The organism is Paenibacillus sp. FSL W8-0194, from assembly GCF_037969745.1.
Taxonomy (GTDB): domain Bacteria; phylum Bacillota; class Bacilli; order Paenibacillales; family Paenibacillaceae; genus Paenibacillus_AQ; species Paenibacillus_AQ cookii.
Map to the genome: position 1 here is coordinate 5582887 of NZ_CP150205.1, position 23348 is coordinate 5606234.

A 23348-nucleotide genomic window follows, 5' to 3' on the forward strand; every position below is an offset into this window, starting at 1 on the left:
GTCAATTAAAACATATGTAAAATACGATGAGCCGCTACCCCTTGTCTTCCATCAATATCCCCTGCGTAAATGCGATCCATTCCCGCGCGGCATAGGACAGGTAACGGTCCTTGCGCCAGATCATCCCAAGCTGCCACGGAATGACCGGTTCCACCAGCGGCATAATCCGGATCCGCTCCCGGTTGATTTCCCGGCAGATCGTTTCCGGCAGCAAGGCGATGCCCAAATTCGCAGCTACCATGCCGCTGATCAGGTCCCATTGGGAGCTTTCGTAAACGATATGCGGCCGGAAGCCGACCTTGACGCATTCGGTGATGATCCGGTCGTGCAGCGCAAAATCCTCCCGGAACAGCACGAAGTTCTCTTCCGCCAGATCGATAAGGCGGGCGCACTCCCGATCGGCAAGGCGGTGGGAGGGATGCATCAGCAGCATCAGGTTTTCCCTGACGAACGAAAACGAGTGGAACAGCGCGTCGTCGGTCGGCAGCACCACGACGCCGATGTCGAGCAAACCGCTCTCCACGTCGACCTCTACCTTTTTGGCCCCGTCTTCAAAGATCTGCATCGTCACCTGCGGATATTTCTGATGGAACTGCCCGATCACCTCCGGGAAAAAGCTCGATCCGACCATGGGCGGAAGGCCGAGGCGGATATGCCCCTTCTTCAGGTTTTTCAAATCTCCGAGCTCGGAGGACAAGCTTTGAAACGACTTCACGATCGGCTGCGCCTGCTCGTAAATAATCCGGCCGGCATCGGTTAGAACCACCTTTTTGCCGGAGCGGTCAAACAGGGTCACGCCAAGTTCCTCCTCGATGTTGCGGATCGTTTTGCTGATGGTCGGCTGCGTGATGTACAGCGTTTCCGCCGCTTTCGTAAAGCTCTGCAGCCGGGCTACCTCCATAAAGTACTGCAATTGCCTGATGTCCATCTCAAGCCTCAAACTCCTTTCAAAACGCCTGATCTGCAGCGGTATGTCCCAATTGCCGGCGTTCGGACGCGATCTTGTTATGTATAGAAAAAGGGAATGGTCATCATTCTTTTAATTCATTTTACTCATGAAAATAAGGGGTGTAAAATTTTCACGTAAATGAAAGGAGAGAATCCCTGTGAACAACATGATCAAAGGAACGGTGCAGGTTGCGGCGCTCATGGCATTCTCGCTGCTGATGAACAAGCTGGCCGGACTTTTGCATTTGCCGATTCCAGGCAGCATTCTGGGGATTGTCGTGGTGTTTGTTTTGCTGGAAACCGGCATCCTCCGCCTGGAATGGATCGAGCTCGGCGCCAATTGGCTGCTTGCGGAGCTGCTTTTGTTCTTCATTCCCGCGGCTGTCGGCATCATGAAATATATCCCGATGATGGAAAACGACGGCGTCCGCATCTTGATCGTAGTCATTTTCAGCACATTCATCGTCATGGCCAGTTCGGGGCTGCTTGCATCCCGAATCGCCAAACAAAAAGAACGGAGGGCTTCGCGATGATCGGCATTGTCTGCCTGCTCGTTACGCTCGGCATTTATTTCGCGTCCAAGCGCGTTTACGGCAAATACCGCAAAATTTATTTATCGCCGCTCCTGGTTACGCCCATCATCCTTGTCCTTATTTTGATCTGGGCGAATATTCCTTATGAATCCTACAATTCTGGCGGCAAATGGCTGAGCACCATGCTGCAGCCGGCGACGGTCGCGTTTGCGGTGCCTTTGTACAAAAACTTCAAGGTACTCAAAAAGCACGCCGTCGAAATTATCGTCAGCGTGCTTGCGGGTTCGTGCATGGCTATGGTCTCATCGGCGTTTCTTGCCAAATGGCTTCATCTCAGCGGATCGCTCGTCACGAGCATGATTCCCCGCTCCATCACGACGCCGATCGCGATGAACGTTTCGCAGGTCCTCGGCGGCGTGCCGAACATCACCGCCGTGTTCGTCATTATTTCCGGGCTTCTTGGCCCCGTGATCGGGCCGTTCGTGCTTCGCCTGTTCAAGATCGAAAGCGAAGTCGCCCGAGGCATCTTGTACGGCACCAGCTCGCACGGCGCAGGCACCTCGAAAGCCTTCGAGATGAGCGCCTTGTCCGGAACGATTTCGAGCATTTCGATGATTCTGGCCGCCTTGTTTACGCTCGGCGTGGCAACCTTCATGACGGCCATCACGTAAGATGGACATCTGATGGAACGATTTCACTCGTAATTGACGCGTACCGGCTTTCCGGTACCCGCCGATTCCAGCGCGGCGCAGGTGACGGCCTGCGTCTTGTACGCGTCGGCATAATCGGAACGAATCCGGGAGCGGTCACCCGTGCGCAGCGCATGGAGGAACGCTTCCGTTTCTTTTTGGTATGGATTCGAAGGCTCCCGGTATTCCGTCCGCTCGCCCGGCCTGATCCAGGATAAGCGCCGCGGGTTCCAATCCAGCACTCCCTGATCGGTATAAACGGCCAGTCCCACGCCGTCCGCTTCGGTTCCCGCCGGCAGCACGCACGTATTGGAAATATTGGCGACCAGGCCGCTTTTCAGCTTGAGCGTGACCGTGCCGACATCCGAGACTTCCACGCCTTCCTCCTGCTCATGTTTGACGCGGCTGCCGTACAGCGCATACACTTCCTCCACCTCGCCGGCCAAGTAACGAAGCAAATCCGCCAGATGCGTGGTTTGTTCGATGAACTGCCCTCCGGAACCGTTCTGCTTCCTCCACCAGGAAACGCCGGGCATGCCGTCCATCCAGCGGCCGAGAACCATGCCCGCCTTCTGCTGACGCAAAAGTTCCTTCATTTTATCCATGTTGGACTGGTAGCGGAAATGATACCCGACCGAAGTGAGCAAACCGGCTTCCTCCACCCCTGCCAGGATGCTCCGCGGAACGTCCGTATCCAGTCCGAGCGGTTTCTCCGCCAAAAACGGGATGCGGCGCAGGATCAGCTCCCGTTCGATCGCTCCGTGCGACATCGGGGGCACGCAAACGTATGCCGCGTCCAGCTGCTCCGTTTCCAGCATTTCCGTCAGGTCCCCATATCCGGCGGCCCCGTACGGCTGCGCCGCATGCTCCGCCTTCTCCTTGCTGGTCCCCAAAAAAGCCCGAACCTTTACGCCCTCGGCTGCGGCCAGCAAATCCGCGTGTACCTTGCTGAACCAGCCTGTCCCGATGATTCCGATCTGAAGCGCCATGGCAGATCCCACCTTCTTCCGTATTTATCCCCTATCATACAGGACGTTCGGAAGGGTTGGCTACGGATTTCATCCGTTCCGCCTAGCTCTTCCATTCCTCCGGAAGCAGCGCCCGGTAATGCGGCTGCGTAAACCGGTCGTCGATCAGCATCAAAACCCCGGTATCCCGCTCCGAGCGGATCAGCCTGCCGCCGGCCTGCAGCACTTTGTTCATGCCGGGCAAAACGTAAGCGTAATCGTAGCCGCTTTTGCCTTCGCGGTTAAAATGGTCGCGGATCAGGTTCCGCTCCAGCCCGAGCTGGGGCAGCCCGACGCCGACGACGGCCACGCCGATCAGGCGGTCTCCCTGCAGGTCGATGCCTTCCGAGAAAATGCCTCCGAGCACGGCAAACCCGGCCAACGTATCGCGATTATCCGCCTGGAAAGCGGACAGGAAACGCTCCCGCTCCTCTTCGGCCATGCCGGGTCCCTGCACGATCGTCCCGACGTCCGGATATTTCATGGCGAAAACTTCATACACGCTCTGCAAATATTGGTAGGAAGGGAAAAAGAGCATGTAATTGCCCCGTTTTCCGGTAACCAGCCGGTAGAGCAAATCGGCCAGCGCTTCGCGCGTCCGCTCCCGGTCGCGGTACCTGGTGGACAGCGGGTGAATCTGCACGTCAAGCTGCTCCTTCTTGAAAGGCGTTGGGATCGAGACGGCATAATCGTCCGCATCCGCCCCCAGCATATCCCGATAATAGGAAAGCGGCGTCAACGTCGCCGAGAAAAACACCGTCGAACGATACCCTTTCTCCGCCTGCGCCAGCAAATAGGAAGGGTCCAGGCAAAACATCCGGATCGTGACGTCGCTGCGCATAATCTCCGCATAGGTCACGTACCGTTCGTCGTACAGCTTGGACGTGCGGATGAAGTTTTGGGCGGCAAAATACGTTTCCAGCAGAAGCTGCTGTTCTCCCGGGCCTGCGGCCAGTTCCCGTTCGGCCTCGCCTGCAAAGGCCTCCAGGAGACGAACCAGCTCTTCGGGAGCTTCTTCGGACACATGCGTCCGTTCGTCCCCGCAAGCCTTCCGAAATTCGATGAAGTATTTGTTGACGGCGTCCGCGGCCTGGGCAACGGCCCGGTTGCGCTGCTTGTAATCCCGTTTCAGCTGGAGAAAGCCGGCTTTGCCGATGTCGGCCGAGAACATCTCCCGCCCCCGATCGACCAGGTTATGCGCTTCGTCCACCAGCAGCGCCGTACGCCGTTTTTGCTCTTCCATCAGCCTTTTGAACGACACGCGCGGATCAAAAACGTAATTGTAATCGCAAATGACCGCATCCGCCGCATATGCCGCATCAAGCGAAAACTCGAAGGGACAGACCCTATGCTTCCGGGCGTACCGCTCAAGCACCTCCCGCGTCATGATCGTTTCGTTGGCGAGAATGTCGAGCACCGCGCCGTTAATCCGGTCGTAATAACCGTCCGCATACGGACAGGCTTCCTTCGTGCATACGGTCTCCTCTTGAAAGCAGACCTTCTCCTTGGCGGTGATCGTGACGGACTGCAGGCGCAGCCCCTTCTCCTGCATCAGGCCTAACGCCTGCTCCGCGGCGGTCCGGGTAATGGTTCTTGCCGTCAGGTAAAAAATTTGCCCGAGCAGCCCTTCGCCGATCGCTTTGACGGACGGAAACAGGGTGGACATCGTTTTGCCGATCCCGGTCGGCGCTTTGGCCAGCAGCTTTTTCTTTTCCATGATCGCCCCGTACACCGACCCGGCCAGCTTTCTCTGCCCTTCGCGGTATGCGGGAAAAGGAAACGGCAGCGCCCGGATGCTCTCATCCCTGAGACGTACATTTTCGAGCCGCAGGGCGGCGTAGGGGGCGTACCGCCTGACGACGTCCGTCACGAAATCCGTCAGCTCGCCGAAGGTGCGGGTGCGCTTGAACCGCCTTTCCTCCCCCGTTTTGGCGTCTACGTAAGTGAGCTGAACGCCCACGCGCTCCAAACCCTGATCCTTTGCTACAATATAAGCGTATACCTCCGCTTGGGCCCAATGGACGGCTCGCCCGTCCTCAAGCATGTCCAGTCCGGCCGAGGTCGATTTGATTTCGTCGACGGTCAGCCCCTCGTCCGTGACGATCAAACCGTCGCATCTTCCTTCGATTTGATATATAATGCCGTCAAACGGGATTTCCGTTTTAAGATATACTTCTTTATGATCCCCTTCCCGGTACGCCCGCTGCACCTGCTGGTGAATCCGGGTGCCCTCATGCATCGCGGCCGGGGTCCGGAAACCGGAATCGATGCTCCCGCTGCTGAATACATATTCCACGAGCGGCCTAACCGAAATATGTACGATGTTGCTTTTCGTTTCTTCGCCAGTCAATGGGATCACCCGTTCCCCTGTTGTTTTTCAATATCATACCACATCGTTCTTCCCGCAGCCTACCTCTCCTTCCCAGAAAAAGGGTGTTCCTTCCAAAAAGTTGTCCAAAATGTTTCCGGAAGCCAAAAAAATATTGCCTGTTTAAAGTATTAAAGGGTTGAAGATTTCCGGCACTCTCGTGTATAATTCTTGTTTAAATACAGATTCATGCTTACAGAATGCGTAAGCCTTAAGTTAGATTTTCTTAATGCTTCAGCATTCTGTAATTTTGAATCCAGGGATAAGGAGAGAAGCCAATGACATTTTTGCATGTAGAACTGCCTGCGGAAAAGAAAGCCAAATCGTATGTCAATGAAGTCTTCGAAACGGTGTGTAAAAGGAACCCGAACGAAAGCGAATTCCATCAGGCCGTCAAGGAAATCCTCGACTCGCTCGTTCCCGTGCTGGCCAAAGAGCCCAAATACATGGAGAACGGCATTCTGGAAAGACTGGTTGAGCCTGAAAGACTGATTACCTTCCGGGTTCCTTGGGTAGACGATCAAGGAATCGTGCGCGTCAACCGCGGGTACCGCGTCCAATTCAACAGCGCTATTGGCCCTTACAAGGGCGGACTTCGCTTTCACCCCTCTGTAAACTCCAGCATCATCAAATTTCTCGGTTTTGAGCAAATTTTGAAAAACTCCCTGACAGGCCAGCCGATCGGCGGCGGTAAAGGCGGTTCGGATTTTGACCCGAAAGGCAAATCGGACGCCGAAGTCATGCGCTTTACCCAAAGCTTCATGACCGAGCTGTACAAATACATCGGATCGGACGTTGACGTTCCTGCCGGCGATATCGGGGTAGGCGCCCGCGAGATCGGATTTATGTTCGGCCAGTACAAGCGCATTCGCAGCGGCAACGAAGCCGGCGTCCTGACGGGAAAAGGCATCACTTACGGCGGAAGCTTGGCTCGTCCTGAAGCGACGGGCTACGGCACGGTATATTTCGTCAACGAAATGCTGAAAGCGAAGGGCGACAGCCTCGAAGGCAAAACGGTCGTCGTTTCCGGCTCCGGCAACGTGGCCATTTACGCCATCCAGAAAGCGAACCAATTCGGCGCGAAAGTCGTGGCATGCAGCGATTCCGCCGGTTACGTGTACGATCCGGAAGGCATCGATTTCGAAACGGTGAAACAGCTGAAGGAAGTCGAAAGAAAACGGATCAGCGAATACGTGAAGCTGCATCCGGGCGCAAAATATTTCGAAGGCTGCTCGGACATCTGGACGATCCCTTGCGACATCGCCCTGCCTTGCGCGACCCAAAACGAAATCGACGAAAACGCGGCGAAGCTGCTCGTAGCCAACGGCGTCAAAGCCGTGGCGGAAGGCGCCAACATGCCTTCGACGCTGGCCGCCATCGACGTATTCCTTGAAAACGGCGTTCTGTTCGGACCGGCCAAAGCGGCCAACGCCGGCGGCGTAGCGGTGTCCGCGCTCGAAATGTCCCAAAACAGCATCCGTACGTCCTGGACGTTCGAAGAAGTCGACGAAAAGCTGCATCAAATCATGATCAACATTTACAACAACAGCGCCCAAGCGGCCGAGCAATACGGCTACCCGGGCAACCTCGTGGTCGGCGCCAACATTGCCGGCTTCGTCAAAGTGGCTGACGCGATGATCGCCCAAGGCGTCATCTAATCCGGTCTCAATCATTTTTTACAAGCATCCGTTTTCCCGGAAGAAATTTGCCCCTTGCGGCAAACCTATTTTCTTCCGGAAGGCCGGATGCTTTTTGTTGTTGGCCGCGAAGCGGCTTTTTACCCCGAATTTGCCTTGAAATGTTTTGTCCTCGGTTTTGACTTCTGATCTGGCGAGGGGCATAATATTTTTATTACGATCCGGAATTTTGCAAGTTTTTGACTCACGAAGCTCCGAAAATCCGCATCCATCACCTGCTTCGCTGCCCGTTTGGGCGGCTAGTTGTTTTTCTCAACGGAGGGAAGTCGTATCGTGTCACGTGAATCCATTGCCCAAATTTTAAAAAAGCCGTTTGCGATCTTTACGATCATTCTGCTGTTGAAAGGGTACCTTGCCTGGGCCGTAACGTTTGGAGATTGGCTGCCCTGGAGGGTGCTGATCACGGAAATCCCTTTCATATGGCTGCTGTTTTGCCTGATCGAATGGTGCGCCTCCAAGCGCAAGCTCATGGCCTATACGATCGTAAACATCATACTCACCGGCGTTTTTTTCGCAGTCATCATGTATTTCAAGTACTACGGCGTCATCGTCAACTACCATGCCTTGGCGCAGGTCAACCAGGTAACCGAGGTCAAAAGCAGCGTGTTCTCGCTGATGGACCCGTATTATCTGCTTGTGTTTGCCGATATTATCGTGCTGCTCGTGCTTTTGCTGAAAAGCCGCAAGGTCAAGGAATGGAGAATCAGCATCAAGCGCAAGCCGAAAAAAAGCGTCGTAACCGTCGTCTTCATCTTGTGCCTGGTCGTCTGCCTGTTTAACATTTTGCCGAACCGGGCCAGCATGAACGAAATCAAAAAAGCCCAACAAATGGGCATTCTCAACTATGAGGCTTATACGATTTTTTCGCAGAAGAAAGAGCCGCTCATTCCGCTGGAAAACATCCATCAGGCCGACATCGACAAGCTGAAGGGCATTACGGTGCCGGACCATCCCAAATATTTCGGGAATGCCAAAGGGAAAAACCTGATCATCATTCAGCTGGAATCGTTCCAGAATTTCCTGATCGGCCTGAAAATCGACGGCAAAGAGATTACGCCGAACATGAACAAGCTTGCCAAGGAGCAGCTCTACTTCTCGAACTTTAACCAGCAAGTCGGACAAGGAAATACGTCGGATGCGGAATTCGTGGTCAACACCTCCTTCTACATTCCGCCGGACGGAGCCGCCACCCAACGTTACGTGGACAAAAAGCTGCCAAGCCTGCCGCGTCTGTTGGAGCAAAACGGCTACAATACGCTTACGCTGCACACCAACAAGGTGCATTTCTGGAACCGGGAGGAGCTGTATTCCTCGCTTGGCTTCCAGCATTATTACGACCAGTCTTATTTCGGGGAAGACGATCTGGTATTCTTCGGCGCTTCCGACGAGGTGCTGTACGCGAAGACGGCCAAGAAGCTGCAGGAGCTCGACCGGGAGGACAAACCTTTTTACGCCCAAATCATCTCGATGTCGGCGCATCACCCGTTTACGATTCCGGCCCGAAAATACAAAATGGAACTGCCTGAACGTTACCAAGGCACTTTTGTCGGAGACTACATCCGGGCGCAAAATTATGCCGATTACGCTTTGGGGCTTTTCATCGACGATTTGAAGCAAAAAGGGCTCTGGGACGACAGCCTGATCGTCATATACGGAGACCATATGGGACTGCCGATTTATTCCCTGGACCATGACGATAAAGAGCTCATGAAAGAAATTTACGGGCATGAATATTCGTACACCGACATGCTGAACATTCCGCTGATCATTGCCGGCAGCGGCGTTCCGCACGAGCAAATCCGCGAGGAGGTCGGCGGGCAGACCGACATTATGCCGACGGTGGCCAACCTGCTCGGCGTTTCCTTGAAGGATCACATCCATTTCGGACAGGACCTGCTGAACCAGACCTATAATTTGCTCCCGCAGCGGTATTACCTGCCTTCCGGATCGTTCTTGAACGACAACGCGATGTTCATGTCCGGCAGCGGATATGAGGATGGCACGCAATACCCGCTGAGCGGAAACGATTCGATCGGCAAAGGAACGACCAAAGATGAATTCAATCGCGCGCTCAAGCTGCTGAAGCTGTCCGACAGCTACGTGAACCAGCAGCCGCTGAAGTAAGCCCCGCGCGGCAAATAAAAGCCCCGCTCCTGATGTCAATCAGGGCGGGGCTTTTCATATCATTACGGCTAATACGCAAGCTGGTGCAGCAAATCGGTCAGCACCTGAACGCCGGCTTCCAAATGTTCGGGTTCCGTATATTCGAGCGGCGAATGGCTGATGCCTTTTCGGCTCGGGACAAAAACCATGGCCGTCCGGCAGCAGGCCGCCAAGATTTGGGCGTCATGGCCTGCGCCGCTTGGCATCCAGCGGTACGGCAAATCCCGCGATCGGCAGATCCGCTCGATGGCATCCGTAAGCTCCGCGTCCATGGCAATCGGTGCGGTATTCATCCAACGTTCGGTCTCGATATCGACGTTGCGCCGCCCGGCAACCTCATGCAGCAGGCCGACGAAATGGGCGCAAGCCTCTTCCAGCCGGGCCCCGTCGGGATGGCGGATGTCCATGGTGAAGATGACTTCCCCCGGGATGACGTTAGGCGTGCCGGGAATCAGCTCCATGCGCCCGACCGTCGCCACAAGCGGCGCACCGATCTGATCCGCGCCGTCCATGACCGCGGCCACCATCTCGCCGGCCGCCCGCATCGCATCCCTGCGGTACGACATCGGCGTCGTCCCCGCATGGTTCGCCTCTCCTTTCACGCGGACGGTATAACGCTGCAAACCGACGATTTGCTCGACGATGCCGATCGTCTGCCCTTCCTGCTCCAAGATCGCTCCTTGCTCGATATGCAGCTCGATAAAGGCGCCGATATCCGTCCGCGCCCCGCGCCCCCGGCTTCCGGGCCCGAAGCCCGCCGCCTTCATCGCCTCCATGAAAGAAATTCCCTGCTGGTCCCGCGCATGCTCCACGTCCTTGTAACCCGCAGCGCCGGTCAGAAACGTCGATCCCCAATAGTTATAAGGGAACCGGCTGCCTTCCTCTTCGCAAAAAGCGACGACTTCGACCGTTTTTTTCGGCGCTCCGTATTTCTCGCGCAGGCGGGCCAGCGCCGCGATTCCGGCCACGATCCCGTACGCTCCGTCGTATTTCCCCCCGCGCTGCACGGTGTCCACGTGCGAACCGGTCAAAATGCACTCGCTGTCCGCATCCGTGCCCTGCAGCCGTCCGAACAAATTGCCGGCATCGTCGAAAGCGGGTTCAAGCCCAAGCGATTTCATTTTTTCCGCCAATGCCTCCTGCGCTTCCTTCCAGGAACGCGTATATAAAAGACGGGTCACTCCGCCGTCCGCATCCGCCCCATAGCGGCCCAACCACTCAATAAGCTGTTCGGTCATCTGCATGTCTTCCTGCTCCAATCCTGTCTCGGTTTTCAAGCTGATGCAAAATATCCCCGCTCATACCGGATCTTCTGCATACTCTTCTTTGCTTCTATACACCATATCACTGCTGCAACAAAATTTCTATGTATACCCGTAAAGCTCTTTTCTCAGGTTTTCCCGGCTCCTTTTTTTCTGTAAATACGAACATTAATGACTATGATATTGCACAAAGTTCGCTTTTTTCTTTGACGCGTTCAAAATGTACATGGTATAGTTACAAGGCAGAAGACGAAAACACAACCAGACAAAGGAGTCCTCCAGCAATCATGAACAGCACGAGATTATCTTGGTTAGACCGCTTTTTTAAGCTCAGCCATTATAAGACGAACGTGAAAACCGAAATTCTCGCCGGTCTCACCACGTTCGTCACGATGGCATACATCATTGTCGTCCAACCGGACTTGATGAAAGCCGCAGGCATGGATCAGGGTGCCGTCATGGTCACGGTGCTGCTGGCATCCGGCCTGTTCAGCATTATTATGGGACTTTACGCGAAACGGCCGTTTGGCGTAGCGCCCGGCATGGGCGGAAACGTATTTTTTGCCTACAGCATCGTGGCCGCAGGCCTCGCGACATGGCAGCAAGGACTCGGGATGGTGTTCATCTCCGGCGTGGTGTTCCTGCTTCTCACCTTCTTGGGGCTGCGCGAAACGATATCCCGCATCATTCCTAAAAATATCAAGCATGCCATTGGCGCGGCCGTCGGCTTGTTCATCATCGGCACCGGCTTTGCCAATGCAGGCATCATCGTACAAAACAAAACCGGAACGCTCACGCTCGGCAGCTTGCATTCGCCGACCGTGCTGCTTTCCCTGATCGGGCTGGTCATCATCATCGGCCTGATGGCGCGCAAATTAAAGGCGGCCGTTTTCATCGGGATCATTATCACGTCCGCCATCGGAATACCGATGGGCATTACGAAGCTTCCGCATTCCTTCGGGGATTTATTCTCCCTGCCGCCGGATCCGTCTTCGATCATCTTCCAGGTCGATATTCCCGGGGCCTTGAAGCTTGCGTTTTTCCCGCTGATGTTTACCTTTTTCACGGGGGAATTCTTCTCCACCATGGGCACCGTGCTCGGCGTAGGAGCGAAAGCGAACCTGCTCGACAAGGAAGGGAATCTTCCGGATATCAAAAAGCCGTTTATCGTCGACGGGATCGCGACGGTGGGCGGATCCTTGCTCGGACAAACGACCATCACGACGTACATTGAATCCGCGAGCGGCGTCGAAGCCGGCGGACGCACGGGCCTCACGGCCGTCACGACGGGGGTTGTGTTCCTGCTCGCTTTGTTCGTTACGCCGCTCATCCTGCTCATTCCCAGCGCGGCTACGGCTCCGGCCCTGATCGTCATCGGCTTGTCCATGCTCGCCACGCTGAAGAACATCGATATGGAAGAATGGGAAGAATCCCTTCCCGCCTTGCTCACCGTCATCTCTGCGGGACTTACGTTCAGCTTGGCGAACGGTATCGTATTCGGCATTTTGTCTTACGTCGTCATCAAAGTATTCCTGGGCAAATTCCGCGATATCCATATCGGGTTATGGATTTTGTGCATTCCGCTCATCTACTACCTCTGGCTCAAATAATCTGGGATAAGGAGATCGATTCAGCATGAACCGCAAACTTATTGCCGCCGCGCGCGGCGATCATCCACTGGATTTAGCGATCAACAACATTCGGCTGGTCAACGTTTTTACCGGCGAAATTTACCCGGCTGCCATCGGCATCGCGGACGGCACCATCGTTCACGTCACCGCGCCGGGCGAAACGGAGCTTGAAGCCAACGAAACCATCGACGGGCAAGGCAAGTTCGCCGTTCCCGGACTGATCGATACGCATTTGCACATCGAAAGCAGCATGCTGACGCCGGCCCATTACGCGGAAGCCGTGCTGCCTCACGGCACGACGCTGATCGTGACCGATCCGCATGAAATCGGCAACGTCCTGGGCGAGGAAGGCGTTCGTTACATGGTCGAAGCCAGCAAGGTGCTGGACCTGCGCGTCATGACGCTGGCACCGTCCTGCGTGCCGTCCGCCCCGGCGGTCGAAACGGGCGGGGCCGATTTCACGCCCGAGGTCATCGAACGCATGTTGACCTGGGACGGCATCGACGGCGTGGCCGAAGTGATGAACTATCACGGCGTCATTCACGAGGACCCGCGCATGATGGGCATCCTCGAAGCCAATGAACGCGCCGGCAAAATTCCGCAGGGACACGCGCCGACGGTCGTCGGCCGCGAGCTGTCGGCTTACCTCGTCGCCGGACCGGACTCCGACCATGAATGCCGCACCATGGCAGAAGCGATTGCCAAACTTCGCGCCGGCATGATCGTGGACATTCGCGAAAGCTCCTTTTCGCTGAATATGGCCGAAGTCGCCAAGGCGATCGCCGGCAAAGGGTACCTGCCGAACGTTACGCTCTGCACCGATGACGTGCTGGCATCCGACCTGATCGACCGGGGCCATATCAACCACGTTGTGGTCCGTGCCATCGAAGAAGGCATTCCAGCCGTGGACGCCATCCGATATGCGACGCTGAACGCCGCAAACCGCCTGAACCGCAAGGATGTCGGAGCCATCGCCCCGGGACGCCTTGCCGACATCGTGCTGGTCGACGCGCTTGAAACGATGAACGTCTCCGACGTTTTCATCGGCGGCGAAGCGATCGTCAAAGAAGGCAAGCTGATCAAACGCCAGCAGCATCTGGAGCCGCCGCAGGCGTATTTGCAAACCGTGCACCTGCCGGAAATCCACGCCGAAGATTTGCGCCTCGACGTCGACGACCCGAACGCCACCCAAGCGCGCGTACGCGTCATCGAATACGATTTTGCGCCCGGCCTTCCTACCGGATTCATCGAAACCGTGCTGCCGGTCAAAGACGGACAGCTTGTCCCGGAAGCATATGACGGACATAAAGGGCCTCTGAACCGCGTTGCCGTATGGCATCGCCACGGGCTGAACAACAATAAGGCGCTCGGGCTGACGGCAGGCTTCGGCATTATCGAAGGCGCGGTAGCGACGACGGTTGCCCATGACAGCCATCATCTGGCCGTCCTTGGCGTCAACACCGACGATATGGTCATGGCGGCCAACGAGCTGCGCAAGCGCAACGGCGGCATGATCGCCGTCAAAAACGGCAAGGTGATCGCATTCCTTCCGCTCCCGCTTGCAGGGCTGATGAGCTTGGAGGAAGGCGAAACCTTCGCGCCGAAAATCAAAGAATTCATCGAGATCATCCAGGCAGAAGTCATGCCGGGCAAAAACCCGATCCACCGCATGATCGTCGTCACGCTCCCGGTCATTCCGGCAGCCAAAATTACCGATCTTGGCTTGGTGGACGTCAACAAGCAGGAGCTTGTCCCGCTGATTATCGAAACCAAATAATCCTTTGAACCATAAAAGCCCCCGGGACCGCACCGGACGTCCAACGTCCATGCGGTTCGGGGGCTTCTTTTTTGATCCGGCGCCGATTGCAGTTTTGCTTACACGACCGGCTGGTTTTCCGCTTTTTCCGGCACAGGGGACAAATAGCGCTCCACAAAACGGCTTATGCGATGCGCATATTCCTTCTTGTCCACAAAATAGGCATTCGCATGGACCGCGGCAGGCACGACATACAAATCGGTTTCCCCTCCGGCCGTCGCTGCGAGGCGATGAACCATTGGAAAAGGAACAAACGCGTCCTTGTCGCCATGGATAAACAAAATGGGAAGGCGCGTTTTGGCGACCTGCTTCAAGGCCGAACCTTCACCGAAAAAATAACCTGCCCGGAGCTTGCACACCAGACTGGTTACGGGCAAAAGGGGAAACGGGGGCAGCTTGTACATCTGCTTCAGCTGGTACGTCAAAATGTCCTTGATCGAAGTATAGGCGCAGTCGGAGACGATGCATTTTACCTGATCGGGGAGCTGCTCGCCGCTGGCCATCAGCACCGTTGCCCCGCCCATCGAGACGCCGTGCAGCGTTATCTGCATTTCGGGCCCGCTTCGCTCCAACATATAACGGATCCACTGCACGACGTCCCTGCGGTCATGCCAGCCGAAACCGATGTAATCCCCGCCGCTTTGCCCGTGTCCGCGGTTATCCGGCATCAGGACATGGAACCCCATGTCGCTGTACAGCTTGGCGAAAGCGCCCATTTCCCGTCCTTGGCTGTTATATCCGTGTACCACGATCGCCGTCCGGTTCGACGGCCGGGGCGCAGGGATGTAATATCCCGTCAGCGGCAGTCCGTCCTCTCCTTGAATATGCACGGTCTCAACAGGCTGGCTGCTCAGCCATTCCTCCGCGTGTTCCCACGGATGATCCACTTTTACCAGCGCCGGATCGGTTTCCAGGAAATCCTTCCGGCTTCGTTTAATGCCTACATTATAGAAATATATGCTTGCTCCGAAAAGAAGCAGCAGGATGACGATCACGCATAAAAAGACGATCATTGCCGCGGTCATGTTTTCCTCCTTACCGAAATTGCGATCGAACCACTGTAAATATGTACCTTTTAAAAATACCACTTGCCGCGGTCTTTCACAATGATTGCCCCAATCAAAAAAACAGCCCGCGGCTTATGTCCGCTGCGGCTGCTTTTTGAGGCTCGGAGCTCCGTTCAGGAGTCCCCTTTGTTTTGCTGTTTGCGCGCCATGGCCCGCAGCGCTTCGCGGTAAGCATCGTCGGAGCTGGGGTCCGGCTTTGCTTCCGTCTTCTCCTGCCGGACTTCTTCCGGAGCATACCCCGCAAACTTGCGCAGCGCCTCACGATAGGCCCGGTCGCCTTCGCTTGCGGACCGGTGCGCCTCCGATTCGGCTTCCGCCAGCGCCGTCCGGTCCGCGGCCCTTGGCGCGACCGTCCTTGAAGGTTCAGACGGAGCCGCGGTCGGGGGCCCGACCTCCGGAGGAAGATCCTGAATGGACATCGCAGGCGGAGCTTCGGGCGTTTTAGCCGCTTCTTGCTTTGCAGGTTCCTTTATTTCCTTGCGTTTGCCGGCCCGTTTGGCGGCACGGGAGTTATAGACGAAAAGAAAAACTAGCGCTGCAATGGCGAGCACCACGAATGCAATGACCATCGTTCATTCACCCTACCTTGAGGCCGATGAAGCAACCAGCCGTTTGGTTACCTCAGCCACCCGTCTGCCCAAAGCGCGCCCCAGAATCAAGTCGTTTTCGCTTGGCAGGTTTTTCGGATCGTCATCGGACAGCTCGACGGGGCAGGTGACGCCAACGCCGTAATAAGAGCCGTAAAGGGCATTTTCCGGAATGTCGCTCGGGAGCCCGACGATGATCATGCCGTTATGAAGCATCGGCGTAATCAGGTTGATTAACGTCGACTCCAGGCCGCCGTGAACGGTAGCGGTCGTGCAAAATACGCCGCCCACTTTTCCGATCAGCTTGCCCTGTGCCCATAAATACCCCAGACGATCGATCCATGTCTTCAGCCCGGCGCTGATCGTCCCGAAATGCCCCGGGCAGCCCCAGATGATGGCGTCCATGCCTTCCAGCTTGTAAATATCCGCCTCATTGACATGGGCGATCTCCGTTTCCGCTCCTTCGACTTCGCGGGCGCCTTCGGCCACGGAACGGGCAAGCGCTTCGGTATGTCCGTTTTCGCTGTCATAAACCACGTATATTTTCATGCGGATGATCCCCCTTACTCATGCTTTGATTCCTTATTTATCCCCATTCCCTTTTCATTTATCCATAGGCATGGCGGCCGGATGCAAAAATCGACAATGCTGAATATGATTTCCCCATTTAGGGGATGCTCACTTTATCTGGCTGCAACCAGCTACCCAAGATTAGGAGGAGACTAACACGTATGAACTCTCGCGCACTTCTCGTCAATGTTCTTGTTGTCATCATCGTGCTCGCGTTGGGCGGTGCGGCGATCTACTATTACAACCAGACGTCGAATTACGTGAAAACCGACAATGCGCAGGTGACGGGACAGGCTGTTTCCATTAACGCGCCGGCGGCCGGAAAGCTGGCGAGCTGGAACGGGCAGGTCGGGCATTATTACCAAACGGGCGAAGTGGTGGGCAGCATCGTCGTGCAAGGAACCCGCACGGACATTACGTTTCCGCTCAGTTCCACGATCGTACAGCAGAACGCTCTTCCCCATACGTATGTCGCGCCCGGCACGACGCTGGCAAGGGCTTATAATTTGAACAATCTGTGGATCACCGCCAACATTGAAGAAACGAAGCTGGACAAAATCAAAGTCGGACAAACGGTCGACGTCTATGTCGATGCCTTTCCGGATACGACGCTGACGGGCAAAATCGATCAAATCGGACTGGCGACCGCCTCGACGTTTTCGATGTTTCCGACGACGAATTCCAACGCCAACTACACGAAAGTGACGCAAGTCGTTCCGATTATTATCACGATCGAAGGCTACAAAGGTCTCGGGCTCGTTCCCGGCATGAACGCTACCGTCCGAATCCACATTTAGCGAGGGGGCTTTCCTGCCATGGCAAACGCAAAGGAATTTCATATGGGGCGAACGCTCACCGTCCTGCTGCTGGGAGCTTTTGTCTCCATTTTGAACCAAACGCTTCTGAACGTGGCCATCCCCCATTTGATGAATGAATTTAACGTGTCGGCCACGACCGTCCAGTGGCTCTCCACCGCGTATATGCTCGTGAACGGCGTGCTCGTGCCGGTGACGGCGTTTCTGATCGAATCGTACGGAACGCGCGCCTTGTTCATGTCCGCCATGGGCCTTTTTACCGCCGGGGCGGTCATATGCGCCGTCAGCAACTCGTTCGTGATCATGCTCGTCGGGCGGATCATTCAGGCGAGCGGCGCGGGCATCATTATGCCTGTCGTCATGAACGTGTTTCTGACGGTGTTTCCCCCGGAAAAACGGGGAACCGCGATGGGGACGATGGGCATCGCCATGATGTTCGCCCCCGCCGTGGGCCCGACGCTTTCCGGTTGGATCGTGGAGCATTACACGTGGCGCATTCTGTTCATCATGGTCATCCCGCTTGCCGTGTTGGACATCTTGTTCGCTTTCCGGTGGCTGACGAACGTCAACAAGCTGACCAAACCGAAGTTCGATTTTTGGGGAGTTGTCTTTTCCACGCTTGGTTTCGGCGTGCTTCTGTACGGCTTCAGCTCGGCGGGAGACAAGGGCTGGACAAGCGGGATCGTGCTTGGCTCGCTGTTCGTCGGGCTCGTCTTTATCGCGTTGTTCGTCGTGCGCGAGCTGAACATGAAGGTTCCGATGCTCGATTTTCGGGTGTTCCAGTACGATATCTTTACGTTTTCCACCATTATCGGCGGCCTGGTCAACATGGCGATGTTCGGCGCGATGCTGCTGCTCCCGATTTACCTGCAAAACATCCGGGGCTTCACGCCGCTTCAGTCGGGGCTGCTATTGCTGCCCGGCGCTTTGCTGATGGGCGTCATGTCGCCGATTTCAGGCGCGATTTTCGATAAAACCGGGGCCAGGCCGCTTGCGATCGTCGGTCTCATCATCACCGCGCTGACGACGTTCGAATTCAGCAAACTGACCACGGACACCACCTTCTCCCACCTGATGCTGCTGTACACGGTGCGCAGCTTCGGCATGTCGCTCATCATGATGTCCGTGCAGACCGAAGGACTCAACCAGCTTCCTCCCCGGCTTGGGGCTCACGGCACGGCCATGTCCAACACGATGCGGCAGGTGGCCGGTTCGATCGGGACCGCGCTGCTCGTGACGGTCATGTCCACGCGCACGACGATTCACGTTGAGCAGGCCGCGGAACTGTACACGCCCAATAATCCGTTTATGGCCGAAAACTTGGCCGCGGTCAGCCAAAACATCTCCGCCACGGCCGGGGTGCCCGCCGAAACCGGATTCGCCCTGGCGCTTCAAGGCGTCATTGGCGTCGTGACCGAAAAGGCAACGATCGAAGGGATCAACGACGCCTTTATCGTGGCGACCTGGATTGCCGTCATCGCATTGGTATTGTCCTTCTTCCTGCGCCGGGCGCGGAAAGGCAAAAGAGCCAAACCCGCGAAATAATAATCCGGACGCCGGAAGGCTTGGATGACGAAAAACGCTCCCGCATACGGGGATACCCTCGCGTGCTGGAGCGTTTTTGTATTGCCCAAAGCGGGCGGGACGAAGCCGGTCATGCCTTCATCGACCTCGCAAATTTTATCCATAAGTTCAAAAAAAACGAGGGGCTGACTCCGATCCAATACCGGACCGTCATCCGCGCCGAACGCCCCCGCGTAGAAGCGAGTTTGTAGCGCTTGCCCCTCATACCAACCTGCATTCCGGGAAGGAACGGCAGGTTTTCTTTATTTTTTCACGCCCCATGCTTTCAGGATCGCGTCATGCACGTACGTGTTTTCGTGCACGCCCGTAAAGAGCTCCGCGCCGCTTCCCATCGCCGTCAACGGAATGTCCGCCCCGGTATGTCCGGAAGTCGTCCAATCGACGTAGAACTGCTCTTTTGAGCCGTAAATGCTGAACGGTCCGTCCTCTTTCGAAATGCCGTCGCCGGATTCGTCCTTCTCATCGACGGGCTCGAGCGAAAAGCCGCCGGTTTCATGGTCGGCCAGCACCAGCACGAGGGTGTCCGGGTGCTTTTTCGCGAATTCTTTGGCGACGCCTACCGCTTTGTCCAGCTCCTGTCCGGCTTTGATCGTCAGCTTCGCGTTGTTTTCATGCGCCATTTCGTCGGTGCCTTCCTCTTCAACCATCAGGAAAAAGCCTTTTTTGTTGGTGGACAGCGTATCCAGCGCCTTTTGCGTCATGTCTTTAAGCGAAACGACAGGGTTGTATACGTCCCCTTCGCCTTCCGGATTTTGCTGGAACATCTCCTCATTGGCGAACAGCCCGAGGATTTTACCGTTTTTCGCCTTTTGCAACTCTTCCTTGCTCGTGACGTATTGGTAGCCGAGTTTCTTCGCATGCTCGACGAGATTGCCTTCCGTGCCTTTGCTTTCTTCCTTAGGATCTTCGGCCGGATGATCTGGGAATTTGCCCGGATTTCCTGCAGGGTACCAGAAATCTTCGCCGCCGCCGAGCAGCAGGTCGACTTTGCTGTTATCCAGATACTGCTTGGCGATTTTGCTTTGCTGCGAACGGTCTTCGACGTGGGCGCCAAATGCGGCCGGCGTGGCGTCGGTAATTTGGCTTGTCGTTACCAGCCCTGTCGATTTGCCGAGGCCTTTTGCCACTTCAAGCAGCGTTTTGGCCGGTTTTTTGTTGGCGTCGACGCCAACCGCGCCGTTATACGTCTTCACGCCGCTGGCGATCGCCGTTCCCGCAGCGGCCGAATCGGTCACCGCAACCGTGGAATGCGTGCGCAAAAGCGCCGAATAAGGCATATCGTCCATCTGCAGCTTGCCGTTCAGACCCACCGTGTTCAAACGAATGGCATCGCGCTGGGACGTTCCCATGCCGTCGCCGACGAACAAAATGACGTTTTTCGCTTTGGTCGGCGGCGCCGCGTTCCCTTTCGCTTGAACGGCTCCCCCGGATACGATAAGGCTGGCTGCCGCCGTCAGGCACAGCGCGGCTTGCACGATACTGCGTTTCTTTTTGCTCATCATTATTCCTCCTTCATATCGTTCCTGCTAGGGTTAGTATAGAAGGAAACTATGAAAAGAAATGAAGAGAAATGTAAACGCAATGTTTAATTGCATCCTTTTGCTCGCGCGCTTTCTTTTTTTCAATTTCAACTGGCCGGGAGATTATGATATATTTCATATGGAGACAGGTCCGTTTCTTGCGGCCGGTTTCGGCCCGGTAACGAGCCTTGGAATCGAATATGAACTCACGAGTGGTGAAGGAGGAAATGCAAGTGGAATTCAGAATCGAAAAAGACACCATCGGCGAAATTAAAGTTCCCGCGGACAAGCTGTGGGCAGCCCAAACGCAGCGGAGCTTTGAAAATTTCAAAATCGGTACGGAGAAAATGCCGCTGGAGCTGATCCGCGAATTTGCGATCCTGAAGAAAAGCGCGGCGCTCGCGAATAAAGAGCTGGGCAAGCTGAACGCCGAAAAAGCCGATGCGATCGTGGCGGCGGCCGACGAGGTGATCGAAGGCAAGCTGAACGAACACTTCCCGCTGGCCGTATGGCAAACCGGAAGCGGCACCCAATCGAACATGAACGTCAACGAGGTGATCGCAAACCGCGCCAACCAATTGCTGCAGGAAAAAGGCAGCGAGCAGCGCGTGCACCCGAACGACGACGTCAACAAATCGCAAAGCTCGAACGACACGTTCCCGACAGCGATGCATATCGCAGCCCTGATTGCCGTCGAGGATCAAGTCCTCCCCGCAATCGCGAAGCTGAAGGAAACGTTCCGCACGAAAAGCGAAGAATTTATGGATATCATCAAAATCGGCAGAACGCATCTGCAGGACGCCACTCCGCTTACGCTCGGCCAAGAAATCAGCGGCTGGCACCGGATGCTGGAAAAAAGCGAAGGCATGATCCGCACAAGCATCGAATCGCTGCGTGAGCTGGCCATCGGCGGAACGGCCGTGGGCACGGGCATCAATGCGCATCCGAAATTCGGCGACATGACGGCGGCCAATATCAGCAAGCTGACGGGCAAAACCTTCACCTCCGCCGCAAACAAATTCCATGCCCTCACCAGCCATGACGAGCTCGTGTATGTTCACGGCGCGCTGAAAGCGCTTGCCGCCGATCTCATGAAAATCGCCAACGACGTGCGCTGGCTGGCCAGCGGTCCGCGCTGCGGCATCGGGGAACTCACCATTCCGGCCAACGAACCGGGAAGCTCCATCATGCCGGGCAAAGTGAATCCGACCCAAAGCGAAGCGATGACAATGGTCGTCTGCCAGGTGATGGGCAACGATGCGGCGATCGGTTTTGCCGCGAGCCAAGGCAATTTCGAGCTGAACGTGTTTAAGCCGGTTATCATCTATAACTTCTTGCAGTCTGCGCGTTTGCTGGCGGACGCCATGGTATCCTTCAACGACCACTGCGCGGTCGGCATCGAACCGAACCGTGCCGTCATCGAGCGCAACCTGAACCAATCGTTGATGCTGGTCACGGCGCTGAACCCGCATATCGGCTACGAAAATGCCGCAGCGGTTGCCAAACTGGCGCATAAAGAAGGGCTGACCCTGAAAGAAGCGGCCCTGAAGAGCAACCTGCTCACCGAAGAGCAGTTTGACGCCGTTGTGCGACCGGAGCAAATGATTCATCCGAAGGAATAATACGTTACGGCAATAAATCAGCCCGTCCGGAAAGGACGGGCTTTTGCGGTTGGGCTAAACTTTAAGCGTTTGAAGCTCCTTGGGCATGCCTCCATTCGTTCCGAATCGCTTTGCTGCGGCTAGCCCGCCCGGCAGGCGGTTATGCAGATACGCTTCGACGCTTTCCCGTCAACGGCTTTCCGTTTCGCTTGGCGTAATATCGGGCGAACTTCACGGAGTAAGCCAGCATGTAAACGACCAGCAAGGAAGCAAGGATATTCAGGACGATCAGCGACACGTTCATATCGAAGAAATACGTCAGCACGCCGGTGCCGACGACCGGAACGATGAATCCCGAATATCCGGCGAAATAAAAGGTCGAAACGACCTTCGACCGGGCTTCCGGATTCGGCAATTCCCCGGCCAGGCGCAAACTGACCTGGAACGTCCACCCGCTGCCGAGCGCCTGAATCAAAACGCCCGCCCAGAGCAAGCCGATGCTTCCGGTCGAACCCGAAAAGACGACCAGCCAATCCCCAAGCGACAGCAAGGCGATGCCGGCGCGCAGACGGTGGACCGGATGTTTGACGAACGGCAGCAGCTGCAGCAGAGCGCCGCCTCCAAGCAGCAGCAAAATCAACAGGCCGGATACCGACAAGTTCGACGAATGAAGGACGCCTTTCACAAACGAAGGAATCAAGGACAGGATGATGCCGTTCAGCGTAAACAACGTAAAAATCGGCAGCGCGCTGAAGGACCAGAACGGACGGCGAATATCGTCGGGAACCCCGAGGGAAATCGGTGCCGGAGGCGTTTTGGCAAGCTGTTTGCGAGCCTCGAAGTCCCGGTCTTTTAACGTTTCAAGCGTGATCAGCCCGCTGAGCAAAAACAGAGTCAAGATCCAAAACGGCACCCTGAGCGGCATCAGATGGAGATATTGAATGACTAGCCCGGTTATGGCCGGTCCCAGGCCGAATCCGACGGACACCGTCATTCCCGATAACATAAGCGCCTTGCCCGTTTGCTCCTTGGGGGTTTGCTGCAGCAGGAAGGCCACGGACGTTCCCGTAAAGATGCCGTACGCGATGCCTTCCAAAATTCTGGCGGCATAGACCAGCCACGCCTGCTGGCTCCCCATAAAGACAAGCGTGGCGATGATGGATAACCACATACTAAAGCGCAAAACCCTTTTAAGTCCCCAGCCGCTCCCTCTGGACCCGGAAATGAGCAGGGACGGAAGCAAAAACAGCGCATAAACCGCAAATAGAACCGTGATTTGCAGACTGCTTAACCGATAATGCTCCTGGTAAAGCGGAAATAAAGGCGAAGTAAACGTCGTCCCGATGGACATCATCAGAATAACCCATAACATGCGTTTCATTGGATCCTCTCCTTTTTTGGAATGTTCGTTCAAGAAAATGAGGCAAAAAAACCGTCTATCGCCCCCACTTTCAAAGATTGACAGACGTATTTTTGCAAATTTCAGAAAA

Annotated in this window: 19 protein-coding genes; 10 read left to right on the forward strand and 9 right to left on the reverse strand. The window is 55.8% G+C overall.

Going from position 1 to position 23348, the window contains the following annotated elements; translation table 11 throughout:
- Window positions 1–34: 34 nt before the first annotated feature.
- Complete coding sequence (locus MKY58_RS25815) at window positions 35–928, reverse strand: LysR family transcriptional regulator (protein ID WP_339322612.1); 894 nt, start codon at window positions 926–928, stop codon at window positions 35–37.
- Between the two features lie 178 nt (window positions 929–1106).
- Between MKY58_RS25815 and MKY58_RS25820 the strand changes: the two genes are divergently transcribed.
- Complete coding sequence (locus MKY58_RS25820) at window positions 1107–1481, forward strand: CidA/LrgA family holin-like protein (RefSeq protein WP_036706259.1); 375 nt, start codon at window positions 1107–1109, stop codon at window positions 1479–1481.
- Entirely contained in the window at window positions 1478–2152 is a 675-nt protein-coding gene (locus MKY58_RS25825) for a CidB/LrgB family autolysis modulator (protein ID WP_339322613.1), read from the forward strand. The genes MKY58_RS25820 and MKY58_RS25825 overlap by 4 nt, the downstream gene beginning before the upstream one ends.
- A 23-nt stretch (window positions 2153–2175) precedes the next feature.
- Here the strand turns inward: MKY58_RS25825 and MKY58_RS25830 are convergent, their stop codons facing one another.
- Both MKY58_RS25830 and MKY58_RS25835 read right to left on the reverse strand, forming a co-directional pair.
- Window positions 2176–3159, reverse strand: a complete 984-nt coding sequence (locus MKY58_RS25830) for a Gfo/Idh/MocA family oxidoreductase (RefSeq protein ID WP_339322614.1) — start codon at window positions 3157–3159, stop codon at window positions 2176–2178.
- An 82-nt stretch (window positions 3160–3241) separates the two neighbouring features.
- Window positions 3242–5536, reverse strand: a complete 2295-nt coding sequence (locus MKY58_RS25835) for a helicase C-terminal domain-containing protein (RefSeq protein WP_339322615.1) — start codon at window positions 5534–5536, stop codon at window positions 3242–3244.
- A 287-nt stretch (window positions 5537–5823) separates the two neighbouring features.
- Here MKY58_RS25835 and gdhA point away from each other — a divergent pair, with 287 nt between their 5' ends.
- On the forward strand, window positions 5824–7203 hold the full coding sequence (gene gdhA / locus MKY58_RS25840; protein WP_052146730.1) for an NADP-specific glutamate dehydrogenase: 1380 nt from the start codon (window positions 5824–5826) through the stop codon (window positions 7201–7203).
- Window positions 7204–7515: 312 nt separating this feature from the next.
- On the forward strand, window positions 7516–9366 hold the full coding sequence (locus MKY58_RS25845; RefSeq protein ID WP_339322616.1) for an LTA synthase family protein: 1851 nt from the start codon (window positions 7516–7518) through the stop codon (window positions 9364–9366).
- 68 nt (window positions 9367–9434) lie between these two features.
- On the opposite strand, the gene allC is transcribed toward MKY58_RS25845, so the two are convergent.
- On the reverse strand, window positions 9435–10682 hold the full coding sequence (gene allC, locus MKY58_RS25850) for an allantoate deiminase (protein WP_339322617.1): 1248 nt from the start codon (window positions 10680–10682) through the stop codon (window positions 9435–9437).
- A gap of 272 nt (window positions 10683–10954) precedes the next feature.
- On the opposite strand from allC, the gene MKY58_RS25855 reads away from it, so the two are divergent.
- Together MKY58_RS25855 and MKY58_RS25860 are read left to right on the forward strand one after the other, a co-directional pair.
- Window positions 10955–12277, forward strand: coding sequence for an NCS2 family permease (locus MKY58_RS25855; RefSeq protein ID WP_339322618.1), 1323 nt, complete (start codon window positions 10955–10957; stop codon window positions 12275–12277).
- A gap of 25 nt (window positions 12278–12302) precedes the next feature.
- Window positions 12303–14075, forward strand: a complete 1773-nt coding sequence (locus tag MKY58_RS25860) for an adenine deaminase C-terminal domain-containing protein (protein ID WP_339322619.1) — start codon at window positions 12303–12305, stop codon at window positions 14073–14075.
- A gap of 98 nt (window positions 14076–14173) precedes the next feature.
- Here MKY58_RS25860 and MKY58_RS25865 read toward each other — a convergent pair whose 3' ends face one another.
- From MKY58_RS25865 to MKY58_RS25875, 3 genes are all read right to left on the reverse strand, one after another.
- On the reverse strand, window positions 14174–15139 hold the full coding sequence (locus MKY58_RS25865; protein ID WP_339322620.1) for an alpha/beta hydrolase: 966 nt from the start codon (window positions 15137–15139) through the stop codon (window positions 14174–14176).
- Between the two features lie 155 nt (window positions 15140–15294).
- Entirely contained in the window at window positions 15295–15750 is a 456-nt protein-coding gene (locus MKY58_RS25870; RefSeq protein ID WP_339322621.1) for a hypothetical protein, read from the reverse strand.
- Window positions 15751–15762: 12 nt separating this feature from the next.
- Window positions 15763–16317: an NAD(P)H-dependent oxidoreductase gene (locus tag MKY58_RS25875; protein WP_212951126.1), complete on the reverse strand. Its 555-nt coding sequence runs from the start codon at window positions 16315–16317 to the stop codon at window positions 15763–15765.
- Between the two features lie 182 nt (window positions 16318–16499).
- On the opposite strand from MKY58_RS25875, the gene MKY58_RS25880 reads away from it, so the two are divergent.
- From MKY58_RS25880 to MKY58_RS25890, 3 genes are all read left to right on the forward strand, one after another.
- Complete coding sequence (locus tag MKY58_RS25880; RefSeq protein WP_339322622.1) at window positions 16500–17135, forward strand: efflux RND transporter periplasmic adaptor subunit; 636 nt, start codon at window positions 16500–16502, stop codon at window positions 17133–17135.
- 18 nt (window positions 17136–17153) lie between these two features.
- Window positions 17154–18698: a DHA2 family efflux MFS transporter permease subunit gene (locus MKY58_RS25885; protein WP_339322623.1), complete on the forward strand. Its 1545-nt coding sequence runs from the start codon at window positions 17154–17156 to the stop codon at window positions 18696–18698.
- Window positions 18699–18760: 62 nt separating this feature from the next.
- Complete coding sequence (locus MKY58_RS25890; RefSeq protein WP_339322624.1) at window positions 18761–18928, forward strand: helix-turn-helix transcriptional regulator; 168 nt, start codon at window positions 18761–18763, stop codon at window positions 18926–18928.
- 51 nt (window positions 18929–18979) lie between these two features.
- Here the strand turns inward: MKY58_RS25890 and MKY58_RS25895 are convergent, their stop codons facing one another.
- Window positions 18980–20236 carry an alkaline phosphatase gene (locus tag MKY58_RS25895; protein WP_339322625.1) on the reverse strand — a complete coding sequence of 419 codons (1257 nt, stop codon included), beginning with the start codon at window positions 20234–20236 and terminating at the stop codon, window positions 18980–18982.
- A 254-nt stretch (window positions 20237–20490) separates the two neighbouring features.
- Between MKY58_RS25895 and fumC the strand changes: the two genes are divergently transcribed.
- Window positions 20491–21879, forward strand: coding sequence for a class II fumarate hydratase (fumC, locus tag MKY58_RS25900; RefSeq protein ID WP_339322626.1), 1389 nt, complete (start codon window positions 20491–20493; stop codon window positions 21877–21879).
- 139 nt (window positions 21880–22018) lie between these two features.
- Here the strand turns inward: fumC and MKY58_RS25905 are convergent, their stop codons facing one another.
- A complete protein-coding gene (locus tag MKY58_RS25905; RefSeq protein WP_339322627.1) occupies window positions 22019–23239 on the reverse strand; it encodes an MFS transporter in 1221 nt (406 codons plus the stop codon).
- Between the last annotated feature and the right edge of the window lie 109 nt (window positions 23240–23348).